Annotated in this window: 15 protein-coding genes and 4 pseudogenes; 8 read left to right on the top strand and 11 right to left on the bottom strand. The window is 69.8% G+C overall.

The features are described from left to right. Positions 1 to 247: 247 nt before the first annotated feature. Positions 248 to 2,056 carry an acyl-CoA dehydrogenase gene (locus tag WJ438_RS39245; protein WP_406729356.1) on the bottom strand — a complete coding sequence of 603 codons (1,809 nt, stop codon included), beginning with the start codon at positions 2,054 to 2,056 and terminating at the stop codon, positions 248 to 250. A gap of 167 nt (positions 2,057 to 2,223) precedes the next feature. On the opposite strand from WJ438_RS39245, the pseudogene WJ438_RS39240 reads away from it, so the two are divergent. Continuing rightward, a pseudogene (locus tag WJ438_RS39240) lies at positions 2,224 to 2,494 on the top strand (SDR family NAD(P)-dependent oxidoreductase); the annotation flags it as partial. A gap of 29 nt (positions 2,495 to 2,523) precedes the next feature. On the opposite strand, the gene WJ438_RS39235 reads toward WJ438_RS39240, so the two are convergent. From WJ438_RS39235 to WJ438_RS39225, 3 genes and pseudogenes are all read right to left on the bottom strand, one after another. Then, a complete protein-coding gene (locus tag WJ438_RS39235; RefSeq protein WP_406729355.1) occupies positions 2,524 to 2,793 on the bottom strand; it encodes a hypothetical protein in 270 nt (89 codons plus the stop codon). A gap of 196 nt (positions 2,794 to 2,989) precedes the next feature. Continuing rightward, positions 2,990 to 3,202 (bottom strand): annotated as a pseudogene (locus WJ438_RS39230) (DUF2382 domain-containing protein); the annotation flags it as partial. A 66-nt stretch (positions 3,203 to 3,268) separates the two neighbouring features. Then, on the bottom strand, positions 3,269 to 3,595 hold the full coding sequence (locus WJ438_RS39225; RefSeq protein ID WP_406729354.1) for a hypothetical protein: 327 nt from the start codon (positions 3,593 to 3,595) through the stop codon (positions 3,269 to 3,271). A 283-nt stretch (positions 3,596 to 3,878) separates the two neighbouring features. Here WJ438_RS39225 and WJ438_RS39220 point away from each other — a divergent pair. Next, positions 3,879 to 4,031, top strand: a pseudogene (locus WJ438_RS39220) (IS5/IS1182 family transposase); the annotation flags it as partial. Between the two features lie 596 nt (positions 4,032 to 4,627). On the opposite strand, the gene WJ438_RS39215 reads toward WJ438_RS39220, so the two are convergent. Beyond that, positions 4,628 to 5,464 (bottom strand): MBL fold metallo-hydrolase, encoded by an 837-nt coding sequence (locus tag WJ438_RS39215; RefSeq protein WP_406729353.1) that lies wholly within the window; start codon positions 5,462 to 5,464, stop codon positions 4,628 to 4,630. Between the two features lie 200 nt (positions 5,465 to 5,664). Between WJ438_RS39215 and WJ438_RS39210 the strand changes: the two are divergent. Next, positions 5,665 to 6,476 (top strand): annotated as a pseudogene (locus tag WJ438_RS39210) (IS5 family transposase); the annotation flags it as partial. 62 nt (positions 6,477 to 6,538) lie between these two features. On the opposite strand, the gene WJ438_RS39205 reads toward WJ438_RS39210, so the two are convergent. The 3 genes from WJ438_RS39205 to WJ438_RS39195 form a co-directional block, all read right to left on the bottom strand. After that, positions 6,539 to 7,135, bottom strand: a complete 597-nt coding sequence (locus tag WJ438_RS39205) for a hypothetical protein (RefSeq protein ID WP_406729352.1) — start codon at positions 7,133 to 7,135, stop codon at positions 6,539 to 6,541. Positions 7,136 to 8,096: 961 nt separating this feature from the next. Continuing rightward, complete coding sequence (locus WJ438_RS39200) at positions 8,097 to 10,145, bottom strand: CocE/NonD family hydrolase (protein ID WP_406729351.1); 2,049 nt, start codon at positions 10,143 to 10,145, stop codon at positions 8,097 to 8,099. A 77-nt stretch (positions 10,146 to 10,222) separates the two neighbouring features. Continuing rightward, positions 10,223 to 11,530 (bottom strand): acetyl-CoA carboxylase biotin carboxylase subunit family protein, encoded by a 1,308-nt coding sequence (locus tag WJ438_RS39195; protein WP_406729350.1) that lies wholly within the window; start codon positions 11,528 to 11,530, stop codon positions 10,223 to 10,225. A 357-nt stretch (positions 11,531 to 11,887) separates the two neighbouring features. On the opposite strand from WJ438_RS39195, the gene istA reads away from it, so the two are divergent. Continuing rightward, positions 11,888 to 13,120: an IS21 family transposase gene (gene istA / locus WJ438_RS39190; protein ID WP_406729349.1), complete on the top strand. Its 1,233-nt coding sequence runs from the start codon at positions 11,888 to 11,890 to the stop codon at positions 13,118 to 13,120. Beyond that, positions 13,120 to 13,944, top strand: a complete 825-nt coding sequence (istB, locus tag WJ438_RS39185; RefSeq protein ID WP_406729348.1) for an IS21-like element helper ATPase IstB — start codon at positions 13,120 to 13,122, stop codon at positions 13,942 to 13,944. Before istA ends, istB begins: the two co-directional genes overlap by 1 nt. Positions 13,945 to 15,279: 1,335 nt before the next feature. On the opposite strand, the gene WJ438_RS39180 is transcribed toward istB, so the two are convergent. Further along, on the bottom strand, positions 15,280 to 16,695 hold the full coding sequence (locus tag WJ438_RS39180) for an FAD-binding oxidoreductase (RefSeq protein ID WP_406729347.1): 1,416 nt from the start codon (positions 16,693 to 16,695) through the stop codon (positions 15,280 to 15,282). A gap of 1,058 nt (positions 16,696 to 17,753) precedes the next feature. Between WJ438_RS39180 and WJ438_RS39175 the strand changes: the two genes are divergently transcribed. After that, positions 17,754 to 18,587 (top strand): SDR family oxidoreductase, encoded by an 834-nt coding sequence (locus WJ438_RS39175; protein ID WP_406729950.1) that lies wholly within the window; start codon positions 17,754 to 17,756, stop codon positions 18,585 to 18,587. A gap of 165 nt (positions 18,588 to 18,752) precedes the next feature. Here WJ438_RS39175 and WJ438_RS39170 read toward each other — a convergent pair whose 3' ends face one another. Then, a complete protein-coding gene (locus WJ438_RS39170) occupies positions 18,753 to 20,372 on the bottom strand; it encodes a phytoene desaturase family protein (RefSeq protein ID WP_406729346.1) in 1,620 nt (539 codons plus the stop codon). An 80-nt stretch (positions 20,373 to 20,452) separates the two neighbouring features. Next, a complete protein-coding gene (locus WJ438_RS39165; RefSeq protein WP_406729345.1) occupies positions 20,453 to 20,908 on the bottom strand; it encodes an SRPBCC family protein in 456 nt (151 codons plus the stop codon). Positions 20,909 to 21,107: 199 nt separating this feature from the next. Between WJ438_RS39165 and WJ438_RS39160 the strand changes: the two genes are divergently transcribed. Both WJ438_RS39160 and WJ438_RS39155 read left to right on the top strand, forming a co-directional pair. After that, positions 21,108 to 21,392, top strand: coding sequence for a DUF2867 domain-containing protein (locus WJ438_RS39160; RefSeq protein WP_406729344.1), 285 nt, complete (start codon positions 21,108 to 21,110; stop codon positions 21,390 to 21,392). A gap of 200 nt (positions 21,393 to 21,592) precedes the next feature. Beyond that, positions 21,593 to 22,966 carry a cryptochrome/photolyase family protein gene (locus WJ438_RS39155; RefSeq protein ID WP_406729949.1) on the top strand — a complete coding sequence of 458 codons (1,374 nt, stop codon included), beginning with the start codon at positions 21,593 to 21,595 and terminating at the stop codon, positions 22,964 to 22,966. Positions 22,967 to 23,008 lie beyond the last annotated feature (42 nt).

Below are 23,008 nucleotides of genomic sequence, written 5' to 3'. Positions count from 1 at the left end.
CCCGGTAGCCGCATCGTGTACGCCCTGAGCGCCGGCGACAGGTTCACCCGCACCTCCCACCTGGCCTTGTACTCCTGATCCCCAGCTCAGGGCCTCTACTCGGCGAGGGCTCGGAAGGGCGCTGCGTCTGCAGGAAACGCATGTCGCGCCCTTTCGAGCACGGTCTCGTACAAGCCCCCTGGCAGGTGGTGGGAGGGCACAGTCCCGGCGAGGCGTGCCGGTCCCCCTGTTCGCGGCGGCGCCTCGACTACGCCGGCACGAGGACAGCTGGACTGTCGGCATGCAGCATGGGGTGGTTGTCCAGCAGTTCCTCCGGCACGTCGAACCCTTCGATCAGCGTCAACGCGTGGGGCTCCAGGGCTGCGACCACGCCGTCAACGGCGTCGGGCAGCTGTTGTACCTGGTCCGCGGTGATCCGCCCCTGTGCCAGCAAGTCGCCGCTGTGCGCCGCGATCCTGCGAAAGGCGAACAGCCGGTGCAGGTCGGTGAGCAGTTGCCTGGTCTGTGCGGTACCGGCCTGGTCGGCCGAGTCGGACAGCGCCTGGCCGGCCAGGCGATGGGCGTGCACGTCGACGAGTTGGAGCGCAGGAGTGACGGTCGTGTTCCACCGCGCCAGGGGTGAGGGGGCACGGCCTGTGCGGAGGCGGGCGCGGGCCCGCTCGTGCCATATTCGCTCGATGTCCGCCAGGAGGTCCTGCAGGTACCGCGGGTCATCCAGTGAGCGCTGCTCGGGCGGAATGTCGCTGACCGGCCGGGGCGTGAAGCCGCCGAGGAGCATTTCACCGGCGGCCTTGACCCAGATGACCTTGTTGTCGCCTTCGGCCGTGATGGTGCCTTCGTTCGCGGCGAGCTGGCCGGCGATGCCGTTGGCCAGGATCAGGCCCTGAGCACCACAGCGTTCACGGCACTCGGTCATGATGGCGCGGGCCTGCCAGGTGATCCACCCCTTGGTGACGGCGATGAGCCGTTCGCACTGCTCCAGATCGTTGTCTGCCGCGTCGGTCCACTGCTGGGTGACGCTGCGTTGCAGGAGCGTGGCGGCGTAGGCGGTGGCGGTGGCTTCCAGCAGGGGTGCGTGGTGGCTGCGGTGCGCGAACAGCGGAACCTTGTGTCCGCTGGTCATGCCGGAGGTGTGGCGGTTGTGCGCGTGGCGGATGGCGATGGTCAAAGCGTGGCGGGTGGTGCCCAAGCTGTAGGCGCTCATGCAGAGCTTGCCCATGGTGACGCGGCCGATGGAGCGTAGAAAGCGTTTGCGGGGGCTGCCGAGGCTGCTGGTGAAGTGGCCGTCACGGGTGAGGCGTCCGTGGTCGCCCTGAAGGAGTGCGGTGTAGGGCAGTTGGAGGTGGTGGAAACTGGTGGCGCAGTGGTCGACGGGGCTGCTGGCGGTCTGGGGCAAGTGGCGTATCTCCACGCCGGGCATCGGTGTGCCGTGGGCATCGTGTATCGGGGTCAGGAACAGGAAGACGCCCAGGTCGCGGTCGTCGACGAGGAGGCGGGCGGCGACCACGGCGTCCTTGGGCCCGCCCACGGGGCTGGTGTTGGGCATCCACTTGCAGGCGTCGGGGCGAGGGGTGTTGAGGACGAAGCCGCCGGTGTCCCGGTCGAAGGTGCAGGTGGTTTCCATCTGGGCGGCGTCGTTGCCATGCGCGAGCTCGGTGCACAGAAACGTTCCGACGCGAGCCATCTGCACGTACTCGGTCAGATCCCGATCGTCATGGTCGTGATCGAGGAGGCTGCCGAGGAAGAGGTTGTAGTGGATGCTGGCGCAGGTCGCCATGCCGGCATCGACGACACCGGCCCACTCGTGCATCGCGCTCAGCGCGGCAGGGTCGCTGGCGAAGGCCAGCGGATCGTCGATGGCGTTATTGACCAGACGCAGACGCTCGTACGACAGCCGGATGCGTGCCTCGTGGGTGAGTCCCTCCTGATAGGAGAACGGTGCAGAGCTGAACAGCCGCATCCAGGGATGGTGGAAAGTCGCGGCGCGGGTACCGAACAGAGCGGTGGCGAGTTCGTCCGGCGCAGGCTGCAGGCGAGAAAGCTGAGTGTCGATCACAGACGCACAGGCTACCGTTGTTGATCACATCATGATCACGGCCACGACTGAGGGAGCTCAGTAGGTGGGGGGCACGGTGATCGGCATCGGCGGGGTGGGCGTCTTCGAGCTTGGCGTACTACTCCACGCTCATGCCGGCGAGGGCGCGACCTCGCCGAGGACTCACCGTGACCACCTTTGCCCTCGTCGGTGCCGGCCCTGATCTGGGACTGACCTGTGCCCGCCGCTTCGGCGCCGCCGGCCGCAGCATCGCCCTCCTGCCCGCAGTGCCGATCACCTCGACGGCCTCGTGGCCGAACTGGACAGCGACGGCGTCCGGGCCCGCGGCTTCACCGCCGACGTCCTCGACCCCGCCTCCCCCACCACGGCACTGCAGACAGCCTCCGAGGAGAGGGGCCGAGGGAGATCCTGCAGTTCAGTCCGGTGCCCCGCGCGGAGTCGGCCCGTGACCGCAAGCGCCGTGGAGGTCAGTGACCGGTGGGGGTGACGCCGAACATCAGGGTGCGGCGGGCGACGTCGTAGTGGACGGTCTCGGTGTTGACCAGTAGATCCTGCAGGGCGTCGGCGTCCGCGGCGTCGACGGTGAGGACTTCCTCCCAGGCGCCTTCGTCCAGGACGAGCTGGAGGGTGAAGGTGCCGGGGCCGCCGGGTTCTCCGGCGACCCAGCTGAACTGGTAGTGGCTGAGCTGGCGGACCTTGATGCTGTCGTCGGTGACGGGCTGAGTGACCTTGGCCATGATGTTCTCCCTCAGGGATGTGTGGGTGCAGCACACCGGTCAGAGCGATGAGCGCTCCGGGGTGGCGGATTTCGTTCAGCGGTCGGGCGCGCAACGGCCGGCGGCGGTCCCTGCCGGTGTCCTCGGGGAGGTCGGTGTCGATGTGCTCCTTGCGGACCTCGCCGTGGACGGTCTCCTGATCGATGTGTTCCTCAGTGGCCAGCCGGACGCGTTCGCCGGGGACGTCCTCGGCCTCCACCACCGGGCGCTCCTCGTGCAGGGTGGTCTGGTGCTCGGCCTCGGTGATGTCGGTACCGGACATCGCGGCGTCCCGGCTGGCAGCGGTGATCGGCTCGCGCTCCACGCGTACTTCCTCGCGGCGCACCAGGGCGGTCTGCTGGACGTTCTCGGTGACGACGTACTTGCACAGCCGGACCCGGCCGACGTGTGACGCTCGGCGCCGACGTTCATCCGCTCCCCGGAGCGGATGAACGCGTCATCCTCGGCGCGGCCCCGCCCGGTCGCCTCCCGGTCGCCTCCCTGTCCTGGCCGTGCCGGTGCCGGTGTGGGCCCAGCCGCCTTCGCCGGACTGGTTGGCCTGCTGCCAGGCGGCGTCCCACGCGATGTCGTAGTGCCCGCACAGGCGGTGCTCCTCGTCCTCGGACAGGTGCCCGCCGGCGTCCGCATCGACGTGGGGCGCATCCACGGCCATGGCCCAGGCCTTGGGGTAGGGCACCTCCAGGTGGCCCTCCACCACGGACGCGTCCTTGATCGGCACGAACGACTCACTGGTGCCGAACAAACCGGTCTTAACGCGGCCCATGCCGATTCTCCGGTCGCGTCGTCGAGGAAGACGTGCTCGGCGTCGCCGATCTTGTTGCCGTCGGGGTCGTGGACCGGGTGGTCCAGTACGGTACCGAGATCTTCACGGGTGATCATGCTCACCCTCCTTCGGAGTCTTCAGACACTCTCTGATGAATAGCCCGATATCGGAGTAAATAACCGATGGAGGGAGATTCTGCGTGAGCGTGTTCGCGGTGGTTACTCGGTGTTGTATGACGTGGCTGGTGAGACACGGGCACGACGGCGAGGTTCGCTCGTCCCCTGGCCGCCGGACCCTCAGCCACGACGTCGGCCTTTACAAAGAGCGCAACACCGTCGAGCGCCTGACCAGCAAGCTGAAGGCCTGGCGAAGCATCGCCACCCGGTACGACAAGACCCCGGACAGCTACCTCGCAGGCCTCTGCCTACGTGCCACAACGCCGATGCCTCGATGTTCACCGCCGTCGGGCGACGGTGTCCAGACGCCTGCCGTCGGCAGCCGCTCCACCATCGACCTGGACGCCCTGTCCTCTCCTCACCTGCGCGTCCAGGAGTGTCCTTCGGCTTCACCGGCCCGCCGAACCGGGCGCCGTCATCGCCACGGCCGGACAGGAGCTGCCGCCCGCGGTCGCAGACGGACGAGTACAGCCTGAATGACAGCACCCTGTCCTTCGAGACCGCCACCGAGGCCACCGAACGGCTCCGCTCTCAAAGGGGCCCATGGAAAGACCGTCCTCACCGTGCCTGACGCACCTGGCGCCGCTCAAGCCCCGCCAACCGCCGTGCCGTCCGGCGCGACAGCCCAGCACCAAGACCCCACCTCAGCAAGAAAGCGAGTTGTCCCCATGCGGACCACCTTCCTGTACGAAGCCGACGACGTACCCTCCTGGCGGTTTTATCCACAAAGTCGTGAGAGTGGCCGTACACGGGTTTCGGTGTCACCCGGATCCAGGTCTGGGCGGGGTTTCACCGGTGCTGAGAGCAGTGGGACTTGCCAGGCGGCATCGGGGTGTCCCCGGTGAAAGCGTGCCGGTCAGAGCGCGGCTTCGGCACCGACTCTCACCCGCTCGCCCGGGGCGCACTGCACCAGGCGCGCCTCGTGGCCGCGGCGCCCGGCCTCTGCGAGGAAGTCCTCGAGTGAGGAACGGAAGACCGTGTAGTCGCTGTGGTGAATGGGCAGCGCCCGTCGCGGGCGCAGCAGGTCGAACAGGTCGGCGCCCTGTTCGGCGTCCATGGTGACCATCAGACCGCCGGGCAAGGTCGTACCGCCGAGGTGCAGGACCGCCAGGTGGATGTCCGGGTAACGCTTGGCGATCTCCCGCAGGCCGTCGTACATCAGGGTGTCGCCGGAGAGGTAGAAAACCAGCCGGGTCTCCCCCGAGCGGTCGCCGAACTCCAGCAAGCTGCCCATCACCGGCGGCAGCAGGGCCCGCGCCGGACCGGGCGCGTGGCGGCCGGGCAGCGAAATGACGCGCACGGAGGAGTCCCCGTGCCGCAGGGTGCAGCTCTGCCAGGTGCGCAGGCCGGTGGCACGGCGGAAGCCGTACAGGCCCTTCAGCAGGAGGGAGCCGTGCGGAGTGGTCACGAACGGCAGGCCCCGGTCCAGCCCGCGCCGGGCCACCCGGTCGAAGTGGTCGCCGTGCAGATGGGAGAGCACAACGGCATCCAGGTCCTCGTGGGGCAGGTCCGCCACGTCAATGGCCGGTTCGGTCAACCGGCGCGAGACCAGCCCGTACCCGAGGTGGGCGAACTGCCCGCGGTGGAGGAAGTTCGGGTCGGTCAACAGCGTCAGCTCTCCGTAGCGGATCAGCAGGGTGGCGTTGCCGATGAACAGGATTTCCGCAGTGCCCTCGGGCGGGGTGGGCTGCACGGCTGACTCCCTTCGTCGCTCGTGCCCCCCGTCCCGCCCCGAGTGATCGGCGTCCGCGGATGTACACCTTCGGGCCGACAGGGAGTCCGGGCCCCGCCCGCAGCGGGTCCCCCGGTAAGCGAGGATTAATGGCCGACCCGGCCGGCGTGGCGGCTGGGACGGAGTGCGGCGCATGACTTCGACCCGAGGTTCTCCAGGTCATGACCGAACGTCGTCCGTACCCGAGTGACCTGTCCGATGCACGCTGGAAGTTGGTCGAGCGGTGCTGTCCGCCTGGTGGGCCGCGCGTCGCCGGCATGCGCTGGACATCGGGCGCCCGGCCGAGCACGACCTGCGCGAGATCGCGAAAGCGATCCGGTACGTGGACCGCACCGGGGTGCAACGGCGTTACCTGCCGCACGCCTCCCCGCCCTGGGAAACGGTGTACGGCTACTTCGCCAAGTGGCAGAAAGGCGGTGTGTTCACCGAGCTCACGGAGTGCTGCGCAAGCGGTTGCGGCAGAAGGCCGGCAAGGAAGCGGAGCCGTCCGCATGCGTAATCGACGCGCAGAGCGCGAAGACCTCCACAAGCGTCCGGCCGCAGGGCAGGGCACGGACGCGGCGAAGAAGATCGTGGGCCGCAAGCGGAGCATCGTCACCGACACCCTCGGACTGCTGCTCACGGCCGCGAGCGCGCCGGATTCCGTCGCCGGCCAGACCCTCATCGAACGAGTCGCCGCGGAACATCCCACCGTCCGCAAGACCTGGGTCGACGGCGACTACCGCCGACACCTCGTCGAGCACGGCGCGACCCTCTGCATCGACAGGGAAGTCGCACAACGCACGCCCGGCAGCGGGAGTTTCACCACGCTGCCGAAACACTGGACCGTGCAGCGGACCTACGGGTGGCTGATGTTCCACCGCCGCCTGGCCCGCGACCACGAAACCCTGCCCGCCCCGAAGCCATGATCCACCTCGTGATGACCGACCTGGTGGCCCGCCGCCTCGCCGGCGAAGCCACCGTCTCCCGGCGCGACCCGACACCCCTGGAGCCAGACATGCGTTCCGGGATGAAGCATCGGGAGAAAACGGCCTCTCAGTGGATGAGCGGGGCGGCAGAGCGGGCTCGCTCCCACATGCCGTGCAACTGCTCGCCAGGACGCTGCTGTTCGCCGTGTAGAGCGTTGAGTACGACCAGGCCTCCGGTGAGCGCCGGCACCGCCCACTGAGCCCAGGCCAGGTGACGCCGCGCTTGATTGATGTCGACGGGGTGCTGGGCCGCCTTCTCGTGATCCTGAGGATCTTGGGAGGAGGCCAGTTCGATCTTCTTACCGAGGACGCGGGCGTAGGCGGTGGCGGCCAGGGCCGCGGCGGTGACGACGGTCTTGGCCGTGGTGGAGGCGGCCACGCCCTTCTGCGTGGCGACCCGATGGGCGTTTACGGCCAGCAACCCACCGCCGCCGAACAGGTGCGCGCCGATGGCGGCGGCGTTGACCGGTGCCCACTTCGCCCAGCCCACCGAAGCGATGCGTGAACTGGTCTCATCGGTTCCGCTTTCCTCCTGGGCCGCGCCGTTGAGGCCGACCGCCCGGGCCGCGCCGTTGAGGCCGACCGCGCCCATGAGTGAGCCGCCGAACCAGGCGGCCAGACCCACATCGTGCAGGCTGCGGATCCAGGTATTGCGTCCAGACATGACGGTGCTCCTTCGGGGGACGACAAAGGGGATCGGTCGACTGCAACGTCGATCACCACTCCACCCTCGCCCGATCCTGGTACGCCCGCCATCACGACTGGTCCATACGTGCGGTCTCCGGTTCGGACACCCGAGAACTGTGTCCGTCAGGCGGTAGGAGCGTCGAGGTGTGCTGCTGTCCGGAATCCGCTGCTGGAAGACGGACGACGCGTGCACCACCGCCTTCCCACGGTGATCGGCACCCCCGACGGCCACCGCCGGCACTGCGTGCACCCGCAGGCCACCCGGAGGATGCCGCGGCCACACCCGGAATACGACGAGGGTGCACCGCGGCCCTCCGACGAGGATCCCGTCCGGAACAACTCCGGGGCCCCCCGCCCCGCACGGTCACAGGGCATCCCCCGGGCCGGGCTCGGCCCGGTCATGGCGCGCGACCGCCGGACACACCGGAAGAGACAGCGCCCCGACCAGCCCGCGACCGCGCCCGGGTGCTCTGGGCTGCCGGGAGGCACCGCCGCGCCCGCATGTGCCCCTCCGGCCGCGAAGGGGCGGACGAACCGCCCGCACCGGCCGCGCCCTGCCCCGCACATGACGTGCCCGAACGCGCAGCCTTCGCCGGCCCTCCCAGCCACGTCGGCTACTCACTCGAAGTCACAGGGAACCCAGGACGCCTGTCCTCTTTCCGATCGGAATCGGGACACCGTGGCAAGTGAGACGCGCGGGCCGGTCGAAGTACTCGGTCATGGCGGCTCTTCACCTTCCGGCGCGAGTCCGTTCACCGCCGTCGGCCGGAATGTGCGGCTGTCGCCGCGTACGTACGCCCGGCTACGGACCCAGTGCGATCCCGGCCGACGGCGAGGCCGGCAGCTCGCGCGGCACCGGCGGGGCACTCAACGCCACCGGTGGCCCCCACCGCCCTGACCACCGGGCGGCGCCTGCTTGCTCCCCCTTGGCCTGCGGGTCAGAGGAGGTCGCGTGGAATGGTCTCGTTCCATGTGCGGGAGAACACGCGGCGCCCGCCCTCGTATCCGTCGAGGGTGGCGTCCACGAAGAACTGTGTCTCGTCGCACGTGAGCCGGGTGTGCGTCTCCACCCGCACATCCCAGTCGTCGCGCCGGAAGCGCATGGTCCAGGTGGACTCACCGGTGGCGGACGTGAAGTCCTCGGCGACGGAGGCGTAGCGTTCGCAGGCCCGGCGGCCGACCTCCAGGCCGATGTCCTCGAAGCGGACCAGACCCCGGTCCTTGACGATCTCCAGTTCGGCGTTGTATCCGACAAGGTCACGCGTGACCAGCCAGCGCTCCTCCGGGTCCGTCAGTTGAGTGGCGTCCAGTGGCGGGGTGCTCTCCGGCTCGGCGAACGCGTTCCGTGGCAGCCCGTCGGGCACGGTCGCGGGACGGACAGGCAGCGTGAGCGTGCTGGATCCCTCGTACACGCTCAGCAGCACCGGCCGAGGCGGTGGCCAGGCCAGGGGCCAGTACGACGTGGAGAGCGACAGCCGGATGCGGTGCCCGCGCGGAAAGGACTGCGCCACCGCATTGAGGTCGACAGTGGCCCGGTAGCGGCGGGTGGGCTCCAGCGCCTCGGGGGCGTCCCTGCCGTCTAGCCGGGTGAGGTTCAGGACACCATACGAGACACGGGTGGCGCTGCCGTTCGGCGCCACGTCGGACAGCCTCGCAGCGACCGTCGCGACCGGCTCGCTGACGGACACGTCCAGTTCGACGGTGGCAGGGCCCAGGATCTCCACCGGTTCGGTGAGCGGTTCGGTGTCGAACACCAGCGAGCCGCCGTCCTCCTCACGCTGGTCGTACGGGAGGTCCGGAGGCGCGTTGTACGAGGCCCATTTGCCCGCGAACTGTCCTACGGACAGTGGGGACTGCACCGTCATCGGCTCCTTCTCGCCGTCGCCGCCTGCAGGCTTCGCCGCAGTGTCGCCCGGTGCGCCGATGCCGTGCTGGGTGAGCGGGTACGTCACGCGCTCGACGTTCGGCGACGGCCAGCTCGGCTCGCCGACCCAACGGCCCGGCCGTTCCTCGTACGACGTCGAGGGCGGCACGCTCTCCTGCATCCAGGTCTGGAGCATCGGGCCGTCCATGACGCCGTTGTCGGCTCCCTTGAGCCAGTGGTCCCACCAGCGCACGACTTCCTGGAGGTAGCCGATGGCCGGGCCGGGCTCGCCCAGGTGCGGGAACTTGTGCGACCAGGGCCCGATCAGCCCCCTGCGCGGTACATCGAGATGGCCGAGCAGCCGCATCACCGCGTTCGAGTACCCGTCGGCCCACCCACTGGACGCGAGCACCGGGCAGCGCACGGCCCCGTAGTCCTCGCAGACCGAGGCGTGCCGCCAGTACTCGTCGCGCCGTTGGTGGCGCAGCCACTCCACCACCCACGGGCGGGTGCTCTCCAGCCGTTCGTGCCACATCTCGCGCCAGCGCTCCCCGACCACTGCCGGATCGGGCGGACAGGTGGCGTAGGCGAACATGGTGCCCGCCTCGGCCAGATTGTCGGACAGCATGGCGCCGCCCATGTAGTGCATGTCGTCGGCGTAGCGGTCGTCGGTGAAGGACGCGATGACGATCGCCCGCAGGCTCGGCGGCTGCCGGGCCGCGACCTGGAGCGCCGCGAACGCGCCCCAGGACAGGCCCATCATGCCGGTGGCGCCGTCACACCAGGGCTGGTCGGCGATCCAGGCGAGGATGTCCTCCGCGTCGCGCTGCTCCTGCTCCAGGTACTCGTCCTTCAGCACTCCCTCGGAGTCACCGGTGCCGCGCAGGTCGACGCGGACACAGGCGTAGCCGTGGCCGGCGAGGTAGGGGTGGTGCATGGAGTCGCGTACGGCCGTCAGGTCGCGCTTGCGGTACGGGATGTATTCGAGGATGGCGGGCACCGGTTCGTCGTCGGACGAGACGGGGCGCCAGATGCGTGCCGACAGCCGGGTGCCGTCGGACATGGGGATGACGACGTGTTCTTCTTCCTTCGTCTCCGAAGGGAGGTTGGTCACGTAGCGCATGCGGCCGGATCTCTCCTTTCCTCATGGTGTGGCCCCGGTGAGAAGCGGCCGGGGCCGGTCCCGCGGGGCTCCGGCGGTCAGGGGTTCTTCTCGCCCCGTCCGCCGGGGTGCGTCACGTCGAAGGCCAGGCCCAGCGCGGCCACACAGCGGTCGAACTTCTCCCGCAGGTCCTTTTCGCTGTCACCACCGGTGAAGATGTGGGCGACTTCGTAGCTGTAGCTGTCCTGGCCGGTGGACTCGGACAGCCGCTGCCCCTCGGCGGGCACCATGTCGATGCGTACGCCCGGAATCTCCCGCTCCACGCGCGCGATGTCCTGCGGCGTCGGTACGTCGTGCACGGTGCCGTCCGCGAACCAGCGGTAGTACCACTTCGCTGCCATCGCATAGTGGCCGGCGCGGTGCGGCAGTGCGGGGTCCTGGCCCAGAGCGAGGGCGATCATGCTGTGGTGATTGGGGACGCCGTCGACGTAGTGGAACATCTCCGCGTGCGACTGGGAGTGCCGGGGATTGATCTCCAGCAGGTTGATCTCGTCCTGCCGCGGGTCGTAGAAGTACTCGATGCTGAAGGTCGCCGCCTCCATGCCTATCTGCCGCATCACCCGCTTGGTCACCTCACGCAGCCTGCGCAGCACGGGCTCAGGGAGCATGGACGGGTACTGGTGGCGCAGGAAGCTGGACGAGTCCGGGTAGTTGATGGAGTCCAGCACGCCGTAGACCGTGACCTCGCCCCGGTGGACGTATCCCTCCACCGCCACCTGGACACCCTCGATGGCCTCCTCGGCCAGGCAGACCTGACCGCCCACGCCCTCCATCTCGGGCGGCAGGTCGAGGCGGGCAAGGATGTCCTCGAAGGGCCGTCCCACGCGGGCGATGCCCGAGCGGATTTCCTCGACGGCCGCACGGAACTCCTCCTGGTCCTTCACGCCGAAAGCCAGCTCCGACGAATGCGACAGCGCGGGTTTGAGCCACATCGGGAAGGTCACGCCGTCCGGTGGCACGGGATCGTCGGACTCCAGATCGACCATGCCGAAGCACGGGTGCCTGTCGGTGACCTTCTGCTGCTCCAGCCGACTCCAGTACTTGTGCTCGCACTTGACGACGGACTCCAGGCTCGTGCTGCGGGTCCCGTACCGCTCGGCCAGTATCGGGACGAGGGTGCTCACGGGGAAGTCCCAGTAACCGACGATCGCGTCGATGCTCTCCTCGAAGGCGTCGAGCACCCCTTCGGCCTTCTTGATCAGACCTTCCAGAGAGACCTCGCCGGCCTGAAGCTCCTCAATGGTGAGCAGCTGATGGAACCGCAGCGACTGGGCGTCCGGCACCTCGTGCAGCGTCGGGAGGTTGGACTCCTCAAGACCGATCACAAAGATGTTCTTCTTCTCCACGACTCCTCTTCCGGTTGGCTCACGCTGTTTGTGGACTCGCGTTGTCGTCTAACCCCGGGAGACGCCGGCAATCAGGATTGTCGCCGGCAGTCGGCACGCGTCCCCCGGTAGGCCCGTCTTCACACTCTCGTCCGGTGGCGACGCCTGGCACGTACCCTCGCGGTGTTGTCGTCAGTCGCCCACGTACGGCCCGGCCATCCACGCCGCCGGTCCGCCGCCTCCTGAGCGCACGCATCACGGACATCAGCCGCTCTCTCGGCGACGCCTGAATTCTGACCCTCTGGCGGCGGATCAAAAGTGACCCTTTTGGTGATCTTCGCCTGAACCTGATCTTGATCGGAAGGTCAGGAGGGAAGGGTGATCCGCGTGGAGGACTGGGCAGAGATCCGCAGGCTGCACCGGGCCGAGCAGATGCCGATCCGGGCGATCGCCCGGCATCTGGGCATCTCGAAGAACACGGTGAAACGAGCGCTGGCCACCGACCGGCCGCCGAAGTACGAGCGGCCGGCCAAGGGCTCGGTGGTCGACGCCGTCGAGGTGCAGATCCGAGAGCTTTTGCGAGAGACCCCGTCGATGCCCGCCACGGTGATCGCCGAGCGGATCGGGTGGGAGCGAGGGATGACGGTGCTCAAGGAGCGGGTGCGGGAACTGCGCCCCGCCTACGTTCCGGTCGATCCGGTCTCCCGCACGACCTATCGGCCGGGCGAGCTGGCCCAGTGCGACCTGTGGTTTCCCGAGGCGGACATCCCGCTCGGTTACGGGCAGACGGGGCGCCCGCCGGTGCTGGTGATGGTGTCGGGCTATTCGCGGGTGATCGCCGCGCGGATGCTGCCCTCCCGCACGACCGGAGACCTGATCGACGGCCACTGGCGGCTGCTGTCCGCCTGGGGTGCCGTGCCCAAGACACTGGTCTGGGACAACGAGGCCGGGGTCGGCCGCGGCAGGCTCACCGCGGAGTTCGCCGCGTTCGCGGGCCTGCTCGCCACCAGGATCTATCTCTGTCGGCCCCGCGACCCCGAAGCGAAAGGGCTGGTCGAGCGGGCGAACGGCTATCTGGAGACTTCGTTCCTGCCCGGCCGCACGTTCAGCGGCCCCGGCGACTTCAACACCCAGCTGACCACCTGGCTGGCCGTCGCGAACCGGCGCATCCACCGCACCCTGCAGGCCCGGCCCGCCGAACGCTGGGAGGCCGACCGGGCCGGGATGCTCACCCTGCCACCCGTCGATCCACCCGCCTGGTGGCGGATGCAGACCCGGATCGGCCGCGACCACTACGTCCGCGTCGACACCAACGACTACTCCGTGCACCCCGAGGCGATCGGACGCACCGTCACCGTGCTCACCGATAACGACGAGGTCATCGCCCTTGCCCCGGGCGGCGAAATCGTCGCCCGGCACCCCCGCTGCTGGGCCCGCCACCAGACCATCACCGATCCCGACCACGCCGCCGCGGGCCAGACGATGCGCGGGCAGGCCCACCGCGCCCCGGCCCAGGCCGGCCCGGTCGTGGAGGTCGAGCAACGCGAACTGGACTCTTATGACCGGCTGTTCACCGTCATTGAAGGCGGCGGCGACAGGGAGGCCGGCTGATGCCCCGCACCACCACTGCCGCGGCCGAAAGCACCGCAGCGGGCCGCCGGACCGGCTCCCAGACCGCCGCCGACCTCGCCTTCCTGGCGCGGGCGATGAAGGCCCCGGCCCTGCTGGACGCCGCCGAACGGCTCGCCGAACGCGCCCGCAAGGAGTCCTGGACCCACGCCGAATACCTGGTCGCCTGCCTCCAGCGCGAGGTCTCCGCCCGCGAATCACACGGCGGCGAGGCCCGAGTACGCGCCGCCCGGTTCCCCGCGATCAAGACGATCGAGGAACTCGACATCACCCATCTGCGCGGCATGACGCGACAACAGCTCGCGCATCTGGGCACGTTGGACTTCATCGCCGGCAAGGAGAACGCCGTCTTCCTGGGCCCGCCGGGCACCGGAAAGACACACCTGGCGATCGGGCTCGCGGTCCGCGCCTGCCAGGCCGGGCACCGCGTCGCGTTCGCCACCGCCGCCGAGTGGGTCGACCGCCTGGCCGCCGCCCACCACGCCGGGCGGCTCCAGGCCGAGCTCACCAAGCTCAGCCGCTACCCGCTGATCGTCATCGACGAGGTCGGCTACATTCCCTTCGAGGCCGAGGCCGCGAACCTGTTCTTCCAGCTCATCTCGAACCGCTACGAACGCGCGTCCGTGATCGTCACCAGCAACAAACCCTTCGGACGCCGGGGAGAGGTCTTCGGCGACGAGACCGTCGCCGCCGCCATGATCGACCGCCTCGTCCACCACGCCGAGGTCCACTCCCTCAAGGGCGACTCCTACCGCATGCGAGGACGCGAACTCGGACGCGTCCCCACCACCGACAACAACGACTGAACCGACCGAACCGAAGACACCCGGGTCAGATTTCACCTGTCCATAGTGGGTCCAGGTTCAGCCGACGCCGACACGCTCCGCGGTGGTCTCGTCAGGGTCCTGGCCGAGTGGGGTGAAACGGCCCATTGCGGGTCCGGCACCCCTTGGCGCTGATCTCGTCGGTCATCGCGCCGATCTGTTTGCGTCATTCCCCACCCCGGTTCCTCCCGATGGGCCATGGGTGGCGCGGAGTCGTGGCCGAGGAGCCTGGTCGTCGCGGAGTTGCTCGCCGGGGGGCACGGGGCGCAGCAGAACGCACCGCGCCAGGTCGGCCTGCCACGTGGCGGGTTCGCCGTAGATCTGCCCGGCGGTACGGACGGGCGACGAACTGGATGTGCGCTCGTGGCACGGCGCGCAAGGCACCTGGTGGAGCACCGCCCACTGCGAGGATCCGTCCGGCGGACTGGCCAGGCCCCAGCGGAGCTCGGTGTCGACCCACTCGGCTGCGTACCGGCAGTGGATGTCGGCGGCGAGCGGGAGCCATGGGACGAGGTCCTGGTCGGCCTTGCTGCGGTTGAAAGCGCGCGAGTGCGCCGAGTCCCGGAGGTGGAAACGCTGGAAACCGTGGGCGATCCCCAGAGGGTGGGGACTCCGCGTACGGGTTGCCTCTGTTTCAGCCGCTCGGGCCTGCCCGTTGGCCAGGCAGCGGTCCTTCTGCACCGCACATACCTGTCGGCCGGGCCTGGGCATGACCGTCAGGTCTTCAGCGGTAGGCGCGATCGGCGTAGGTGCGCACTGTTGAAGAAGCGTCACGGCGTCCTTGGCACGGCCGAGATCGATGAGGTGCCGGGCAAGGATGCTGCTGTCGGCGGGAGTGTGCTGTTCGAGGACGGCGACGGCTTCCTCGCGTAGGCCGCACGCGACCAACAACGGGAACCGCATCCTGAAGGGGTCTCATTTCTCACTGCTGTGGCGCGCTTTGAGGGCGTCGAGACAGTCCAGGCCGCCCTGGGCTCGGTTCTGATCTGCGTGCAGGTGCGCAGCATGTCGGCGATCCAGTCCTCCACGCCGCCGGGCGAGTCCTCGGGCGTGCGCATCCCCGCGGTGGCCTCGTCGCCCCGGCCGTGCCCGGCCGGCTGCTCGCGGCCGTTGACCGAGGTCGTGCCTCGGGCATGCAGCAGGGCGGCATGCCGATGTCGTCGACGACGATGAGACGACAGCGGGTGCTCTTCGTGACGGCCTTGGCTACGGAGTTGCGGCTGTGGCCGCCGCAGCCAGCCGGACGATCCGCGGGAGGTGAGTCACGCCTCGCCTGGAAGGGGGCGTGACCGCCTGCCTCGCGGTCTGTTCACATGCTCACGGCCTTGCCGCGGCCGGTCCGAAGAGGCCCTCCGGGTCGTACGCGGCGCGGGTGCGTGCGAGCCGCTCCTCGTGTGAGCCGAAGACCGCGCCCCGCAGCTGGCTCGCGTCCTCCCCGAGCCCGGCGAAGTTGACGTACGTCCCGCCGCTCGAGAACGGCTTCACCGCGTCCCACGCCGAGCGCGCCCATCCGATCGCGGTCTCGTCCAGCGCCGGGTCCCGCCAGCCCGCGTCGATGCTCACGTTGTAGCGCGCGGACCGATACGCGAACGCGCTGTCGTCGGGGCCGACGCGCGCCACGGCGCCGCCCAGGGTGCGCACGACGATCAGGCTGTCCGGAGTCGGCCTCCGAGAGTACCACTCCACCAGGGTCTTGATGGCCTCGTCGCTCAGCTCGTCCATGAAGTGCGACTTCATGAAGTAGCGTTCCCCGTCGGGGAACCGCCAGGTGTTCGCGCTCTGCAGCACGACGTAGGGAACGGTTCCGCTCAAGTCCATGAGTGGCGGGCCCAGTTCGCGTTGCGGCGCCAGCGCGGCGGTGGCAGCGTCGCCCGGCGGGCCCCCGTACACGGCGCCCACCATCACGCAGTTCGATCGGTGCAGTTCCTGCGGGATCGCGGGGTCCGCGGGGACGCTCCAGAGCAGGAGTTCCGGCGTGACCGTCTCCGGCGCGGAGTACGTCGCGTCCCGCCAGGCCCGCAGCACTTCCTCGGCGCGCTCGTAGGGGTGGAGAACCAGCACTCCGGCCACCTCGGGCCCGAGCGGGTGGAGGTCGAACTCGAAGGACGTGACGACTCCGAGACCCCGGCCCCCGCCGCGCGCCGCCCAGAACAGCTCGGGTTCTTCCTCCCGGCTCACCGTGCGCACCGCGCCGTCCGCAGTGACGATCTCGAGCGAGCGGACGCTGTCGCAGCTCAGGCCGAACGTTCGCATCACGAAACCGAAGCCGCCGCCGAGCGTGAGACCAGCGATCCCGGTGGCCGAGATCTCCCCGCCCGGTGTGGCCAGAGCATGCAGTTGGGTCTCGCGGTCGAGCTCACCCCAGGTCACACCCGCCTGGGCCCGCGCGGTGCGGGCAGCGGGGTCGACGTGCACGCCCTTCATATGCGACAGGTCGATCACCAGCCCGTCGTCGCACACCCCGCTGCCCGCCACCTGGTGTCCGCCACCGCGGATGCTGGCGAGGGGGCGGTACTCGCGCGCGACCCGTACCGTCTCGACCACGTCCGCCGTACCGGAGCACCGGGCGATGAGCGCGGGGTGGCGGTCGATCAGTCCGTTCCACACGGCCCGGGCCTCGTCGTAGCCTCGATGCCCGCGGTCGATCACCTCACCTCGGAGCGAGGAGCGAAGCTCGTCCGCCAGTGCCTGACCAGCGGCGGCTGTCGGTACGGCCCTTGGATTGCCTGGCATGTGCGTCACCTTCCTCGGGGTGCGCTGCTTGCTGCCGTGGTGGCTTCTCACGCTAGTCCGGAGGGGTCGGGCCCGCATGGCGACCCGAGCCCTCCACGGCGCGCACCGGAAACAGCGGGCTCAGGCTGACGGACTGGCTCGGCCGGCTCGAGAGGCCGGTCGTCCAGTGGCCCGGGCCGCCCTCGCACTCGAGGTACGGCTCACGCACGTGACCGGCGGAGCGGTACCCACTGGTGTGGTCCGGTGGTAGATCCGCTGCTTTTGCCGCTCGTCTGCCGTACGGGCGACGGCGACGCCTGCGCGTCCCGAGGTGCCGCCGGCAGCACGGGTCATCGTGACCCCGGTGGATCTTCGCGGCGGCCTTGTAGAGCGCAGCGCTGACCTGCGGTGGCGCCCAGGTCCATGGCGGCAGCTCGCCGATGCCGCGAACGCTCGCCGGTCCGGGCCCTGGTCTTGTGCGCGGGTTTCGTCGCGGATCAGCTTCAGCAGGCGTCAGGGCCGATGGGCAGCGACGCGACGTACTCGTGGCTCGGGTTGCCGATCGACAGGCCCTCCTCGCCCGGGGTGCTCGGCCGGGGCGCCGCCCAAGACCTATCGGTATCTCAGACCGGCGGCGCTCGGACGCGCTGCACAGCTCCTGAACGAGGTGTTGCAGCGAGGAAAAGGGGACGGGTCGGTACCTGCCCCTGCCAAGAGACCTTCTGTTGCTGTGCCCAAATGTCCGGGTTCGGAGTCTCCGAGTGGACATCGGCGTTCGCACGACGCTTTCGGAGGGGCTTCTTCACCTGCGCCTCGGACAACGGCAGCCTCACCATGGCGCCGTGCGCCCTGAGGCGCACGACCCGGATGAAAGGCGCAGAATTCCCTACAGGGTGAGGTGCGTTCTCGCCAGGGTCCGACGGCGGCGTCACCGGTCGGTGGTGTTGTTCCGGCTGGTCCTCGTCCGTTGCCTTTCGGGCCGTCCGCTCGCGTAGGGCGCCGGGGTGCCCGCCGTCCACGCAGGCTTGAAGGAGTTTCGTGACTGATCGGAAGCAGGTTCTGCGCGGCGTACGGCCGTGGTGACCGGCGCCGCGCGCGGCCTCGGAGAGGCCGTCGCCCGGGAGCTGGCCGTCCGGGGCGCCCAAGTGGCACTGCCCGGCCTGGAGGAAGACCCACTCGCCCGAGTGGCCGGCGACCTCCCGACGGCGTCACAGCACTGGCACGTGGATGTCACCGACCACGAGGCGGTGGCCCGCGTCGCCGAAGAGGTGCGCCATCGTCTGGGCCCTGCATCGGTCGTCGTCGCCAACGCGGGCGTGGCCGAGGGTGGCCCGTTCGTCGGCTCCGACCCGGACAGCTGGCGACGCGTGGTCGAGGTCAACCTCGTGGGCAGTGCGGTCACCGCGCGGGCGTTCCTGCCACATCTTCTCGACACCCATGGGCTCTTTCTGCAGATCGCCTCGCTGGCATCCATCGGCGCCGCGCCGATGATGAGCGCGTACCGCGCTTCCAAAGCGGGCGTGGAGGCGCTGGCGCACTCGCTGCGCGCGGAACTCGCCCCCCGTAAGGTCGGTGTGGGCATCGCCTACCTGAACTGGATCGACACGGACATGGTCCGAGAGGCCGATCAGCACCTTGTGCTGCGTCAGCTCCGGGCCCGTATGCCGCGGCCTGCCCGCAAGGTCTATTCCGCGGAATACATCGCCCGCCGCCTGGTGACCGCAGTCGAGCGGCGGGCACCCTCCGTGTACGTGCCAAGGTGGCTGCGGAGCGTCCAAGCGGTGCGTGCCGGTCTGCCCGGGCCGGTCGCCCTGCTGGCCCGCCGGGAGCTGACGCGCTCGGAGTTCACCGCGACGGGACTGCTCGGGGCCGGCGGCCGTGCAGCGGAGACGATCGATCAGTCGCGGGCCTGACGGCCGGGCTGCCGCTCGTGCGGGAGCCCACTGCCGGCGTTCAGGCGACCGCCGCGTCCTGGGCCGGACGCATGCCGGTGACAGAAGCGCGCCTCGCGTCTCTTTCCCGGGGCCGAGCGTGTCACCATGCCCTGTCTTGGCCGAGGGCCCTCCGGCCGGATGGGACTATCCCTCGGCGCTCCGCCCTGCGCGGATGGCCCACGGCACGCAAGCCGAGTGCAGGCGGGAGGCGCTCCTGCCGCGCAGCGCGGCGCGGGCGGCGTTGGCGCCTGGGGCGCCGTGCACGCCGCCGCCGGGGTGTGCGGAGGCCGAGGCGAGGTACAAGCCCTTCACGGGCGTCTCGGGCCTCCCGGTGCCGGGTGTCGGCCGGAACACCAGTTGCTGGTGAGCGGCTGCCGTTCCGCCGTTGATCGCACCACCGCGCAGGTTGGCGTCCATCGCTTCGAGGGTGGACGGCGCGAGAAGGCGCCGGGACGTGATGCGGGAGCGGAATCCCGGTGCCCAGCGTTCGACTTCGTTCTCCATGCGGTCGGCCATGGCTTCCTGTTCGCGCCGGTCCCATCGTCCGGTCAGCCCGTCCTCACCCGCGTCTCCCCTGATCCGGTGCGGTACGTGGGTGTAGGCCCAAGCGGATTCGGTGCCGGCCGGTGAACGCGTGGCATCAGTGGTGGACATCTGCCCGAAGAGGAGGAAGGGGCGGTCGGGCACCTGACCCATGGCGATCTGGGCGGCGAAGCGGGTGAGACCGTCGACTCCGTCGGCCAGGTGGACCGTCCCCGCCGAGGCTGCCTGCCCGGCTGTCCAGGGCACAGGGCCGCTCAGCGCCCAGTCGACCTTGAAAGTCGCGAAGTCCCACTGAAATCGGGACAGATCATTCAGCAGCAGGCCGGGGAGGTGCTGTGCGTCGACCAGTTCGCCGTACAGTGCCGGTGCGGACACATCGGCGAGCACGGCATGGCGCGCCGATACGGGCTCGCCCCCCGCGGTGCGTACGCCGAGGGCGCGTCCGCCGCGTACGACGATCTCGTTCACGCGCTCTTCGCAGCGCACCACGCCACCGTGCCGCTCCAGCCGACGCACCAAGGCCGCGGTGAAGGCCCCGGCTCCCCCTACCGGCGCCGGAAAGCCGTAGGTCTGTCCGAGCATGGACATCAGCCATCCGTAACCCCCGCTGCCTGCCGTTTCGGGGCCCAGGTCCGCGTGCAGCGCGTTGCCCGCGAGCAACAACCCCCCTGCCTCGCCGCGAAACTCCTCCTCTCCCAGGCGGCGGACAGGCAGCAGCAGGGTCCGTGCCAGCCGAAGGCCGCCGGCCGCTCGGAGTCCGGCGGCGAGGCGGACGGCGGACCGGACTGGCGGGAAGGGAGTGAAGAGGGCGCGCAGAATGTCGGGGCCGAGGCGATTCCACGTGGCGCACAGGTCGAGCCAGGCCGCCCCGTCGCCCGCCGCGAACGTGTCCAGGCCGGCCGCTGTGTCCTCGGACCCGCTTTCCAGGACCGCGCACCGGCCGTCCGGCAGCGGGTGCGCCAGAACACGCGGAGCACGGCTCCAGCAGAGCCCTTCCTCCTGGAGCTTCAGACCGGCGAGGACCGGGGAGGCGGCTGCCAGCGGATAGAAGGTGCTGAACAGGTCGCTCACATAGTCGGGGTGGACGCCACGATCGCTGCGGACCGCACCGCCGGGCTCCGGCTGCGCCTCCAGAACCTCCACGCTCCACCCTGCAGCGGCGAGCAGATTCGCCGCGACGAGACCGTTGGGGCCCGCGCCGACAACCACCGCGTCCGGCATCGGTACCTCCTCGTGTTCTCGCCGGTCCAAGTCTGCCCAGTCGCCGTGCTGTGCCCTTCAGACAGCTGCGCGCGTCGCCGTCAGGCTGCCTGGTGTACGCGCTTCGAGGTCTTCTCGACGACGTCCGCCAATCGGGCGAGCATGCCGCGGTGGCGCAATTGGATCAGCGCGTCCATGGCTGTGTTGTGGAGCTTCCCGGCCGGTCCGCGCAAGGGGTGTTCGTCGATGGTCACCAAGGCGTGCTCGCCCCACTGCCGAACCTCCACGGCGATTCGTGCGGTGCCGAGCCACCCGCTGGCGGCCTCCAGTTCCAACACGTGCGGTGCCTCACAACGCCGGACGACGGTGCTCCCCGCCGCGGACCACCGTCCCAGCCGGACCGTGTACGTGATGCTGGCGCCGACCTGCGGCCATACGCCCTCTTCGGGCCGCGAATCCGACGTGCCCACCACCCAGTCGCCGTAACGCGTACTGTCCGCGAGAACCGCCCAGACATCCTCTACGGAACGTTTGACCAATCGGTGTCGCACGGCCATCGGTCCTCCAGCACTCGTCGGATACACCGAACCCTCCAGTACCCGGACCATTCGGCCTCATTCGCTCGATATCGCAGGCGTCCGAGGGATCCGCCGCCCGCCGGACACCGCGCCGGCTGCCGCGTCCTCCGCGGATGGCTGAACGGGCGGTCCAGACGCGATGTGCGTCCATCGATGCCGGTAAGTGTGAAGAGGTCGCGTGGGCGGTGGGCGCCGCCCACACCGGTCTCTTCGGCAGGAGACGCGAAGGCATGGTCTGACGAGGGACGCGGCGCGCAAGGCCCGTGAGCAGTCGGACGACAGCTCCGTACGCGATGCCGAGCACCTGCGGGTCGGCGACTCGTTGGCCTTCTGGCGGGTGGAGGAGAGCGAGCCCGGACAGGCTGCCGCGGCTACGGGCGGAGATGCGGCTGCCGAGCCTCGCACGGCCGGAGACGGACACCGGGGCCGCACCCGCTACCGGCAGCGCGCGCTGCTCCACTGATGCGGCCTCTGGGCCGCGCCTACTGGTGGTCCGTCTCCCCCTTTCACGCCGCCGTCTTCGACGGCACGGCCCGCGACATCACCCAGGCCGCGGCCAAGGGCATGAGCGCGTCGCGCACCGATCGCATCCGGCAGCCCCGCCGCGAGGGAAAGTACGGCAGTAGCGCACCCGTCCCGCATCACCGCACCAGGAGTGACGCCATGACCGTCGCGGTCGTCCTGTTCACCTCGGACCTGCGTCTGCACGACCATCCCCCACTGCGCGCGGCACTCGCGGCGGCGGACGAGGTGGTGCCGCTGTTCGTACGCGACCCCGGCGTTCATGCGGCCGGCTTCGACGCACCCAACCGGAAAGCCTTTCTGGTCGACTGCCTGACCGACCTGGACGCCTCACTGCGGCGCCGTGGCGGCCGGCTCGTGGTGCGTGCGGGACCGGCCGCCCGGGAAGTCTGCGCGGTCGCCGCGGAGTGCCGGGCCACGGAGGTGCACATGGCCGCGGGCGTCACCGGATACGCCCACCGCCGGGAGGAGAGGCTGCGCAAGGAACTCAGCGATCGTGGCGTGGCACTGCGGGTGCACGACAACGTGATCACCGCTGTGGCCCCGGGGACCGTGACACCGACCGGTTCCAACCACTACGCCGTGTTCACCCCCTACTTCCGTCAGTGGGCGAAGGAATCCCTGAGGACGTCCTTGCCCGTACCCCGTACCGTGCGGGTCCCCGATGCGGTGCGCAGCGAGCCGGTGCCGTCCCGTGAAGGGGTGCGGGGCCTCTCCCCGGGCCTTCCGACAGGAGGCGAGACGGCGGGGCGTGGCCGGTTCTCGCGGTGGTCCCGGGCCGGTCTTGCGCAGTACGAGGAACGGCGCGACGACATGGCGGGCGACGTGACCTCGCGGCTGTCGCCGTACCTGCACTTCGGGTCGCTCTCGCCGGTGGAACTCATCCTGCGGGCCCGCGCACACGGCGGGCCCGGGGCGGACGCGTTCGTGCGCCAGTTGTGCTGGCGCGACTTCCACCACCAGGTGCTGGCGGCACGACCGGCGGCATCCGTCGAGGACTACCGCACGCGGCACGACCGGTGGCGGACCGAGGAGGAGGCGTCCGAGGACATCACCGCGTGGCGGGACGGCCGTACCGGATACCCGATCGTCGACGCGGCGATGCGCCAGCTGCGCCACGAGGGCTGGATGCACAACCGGGCGCGCCTGCTGGTGGCCAGTTTCCTGACCAAGACCCTGTACGTGGACTGGCGGATCGGCGCCCGGCACTTCCTCGACCTGCTCGTGGACGGCGACATCGTCAACAACCAGCTCAACTGGCAGTGGGTCGCCGGAACCGGCACCGCCACCCGCCCCCACCGCGTGCTCAACCCGGTCGTCCAGGGCAAACGCTTCGACCCACAGGGAGCCTACGTACGCCGCTGGGTGCCCGAACTGGCGGACGTGGATGACCGTACGGTGCACGAACCCTGGCGGCTGCCGGCGGACGAACGCGCCGGGCTCGACTATCCCGCCCCGTTGATCGATCTCGCCGACGGGCTGGCTCGCTTCAAGCACGCCCGCGGCCGCGACTGAGGAGACACCGTCGTGCACCGACTCTTCGGCGACCGGCTCGGT

It is taken from the genome of Streptomyces sp. GD-15H (assembly GCF_045291515.1).
Lineage (GTDB): Bacteria > Actinomycetota > Actinomycetes > Streptomycetales > Streptomycetaceae > Streptomyces.
The sequence above is the reverse complement of the archived record's forward strand: the minus strand, read 5'-3'. Positions and strand labels throughout refer to the sequence as shown.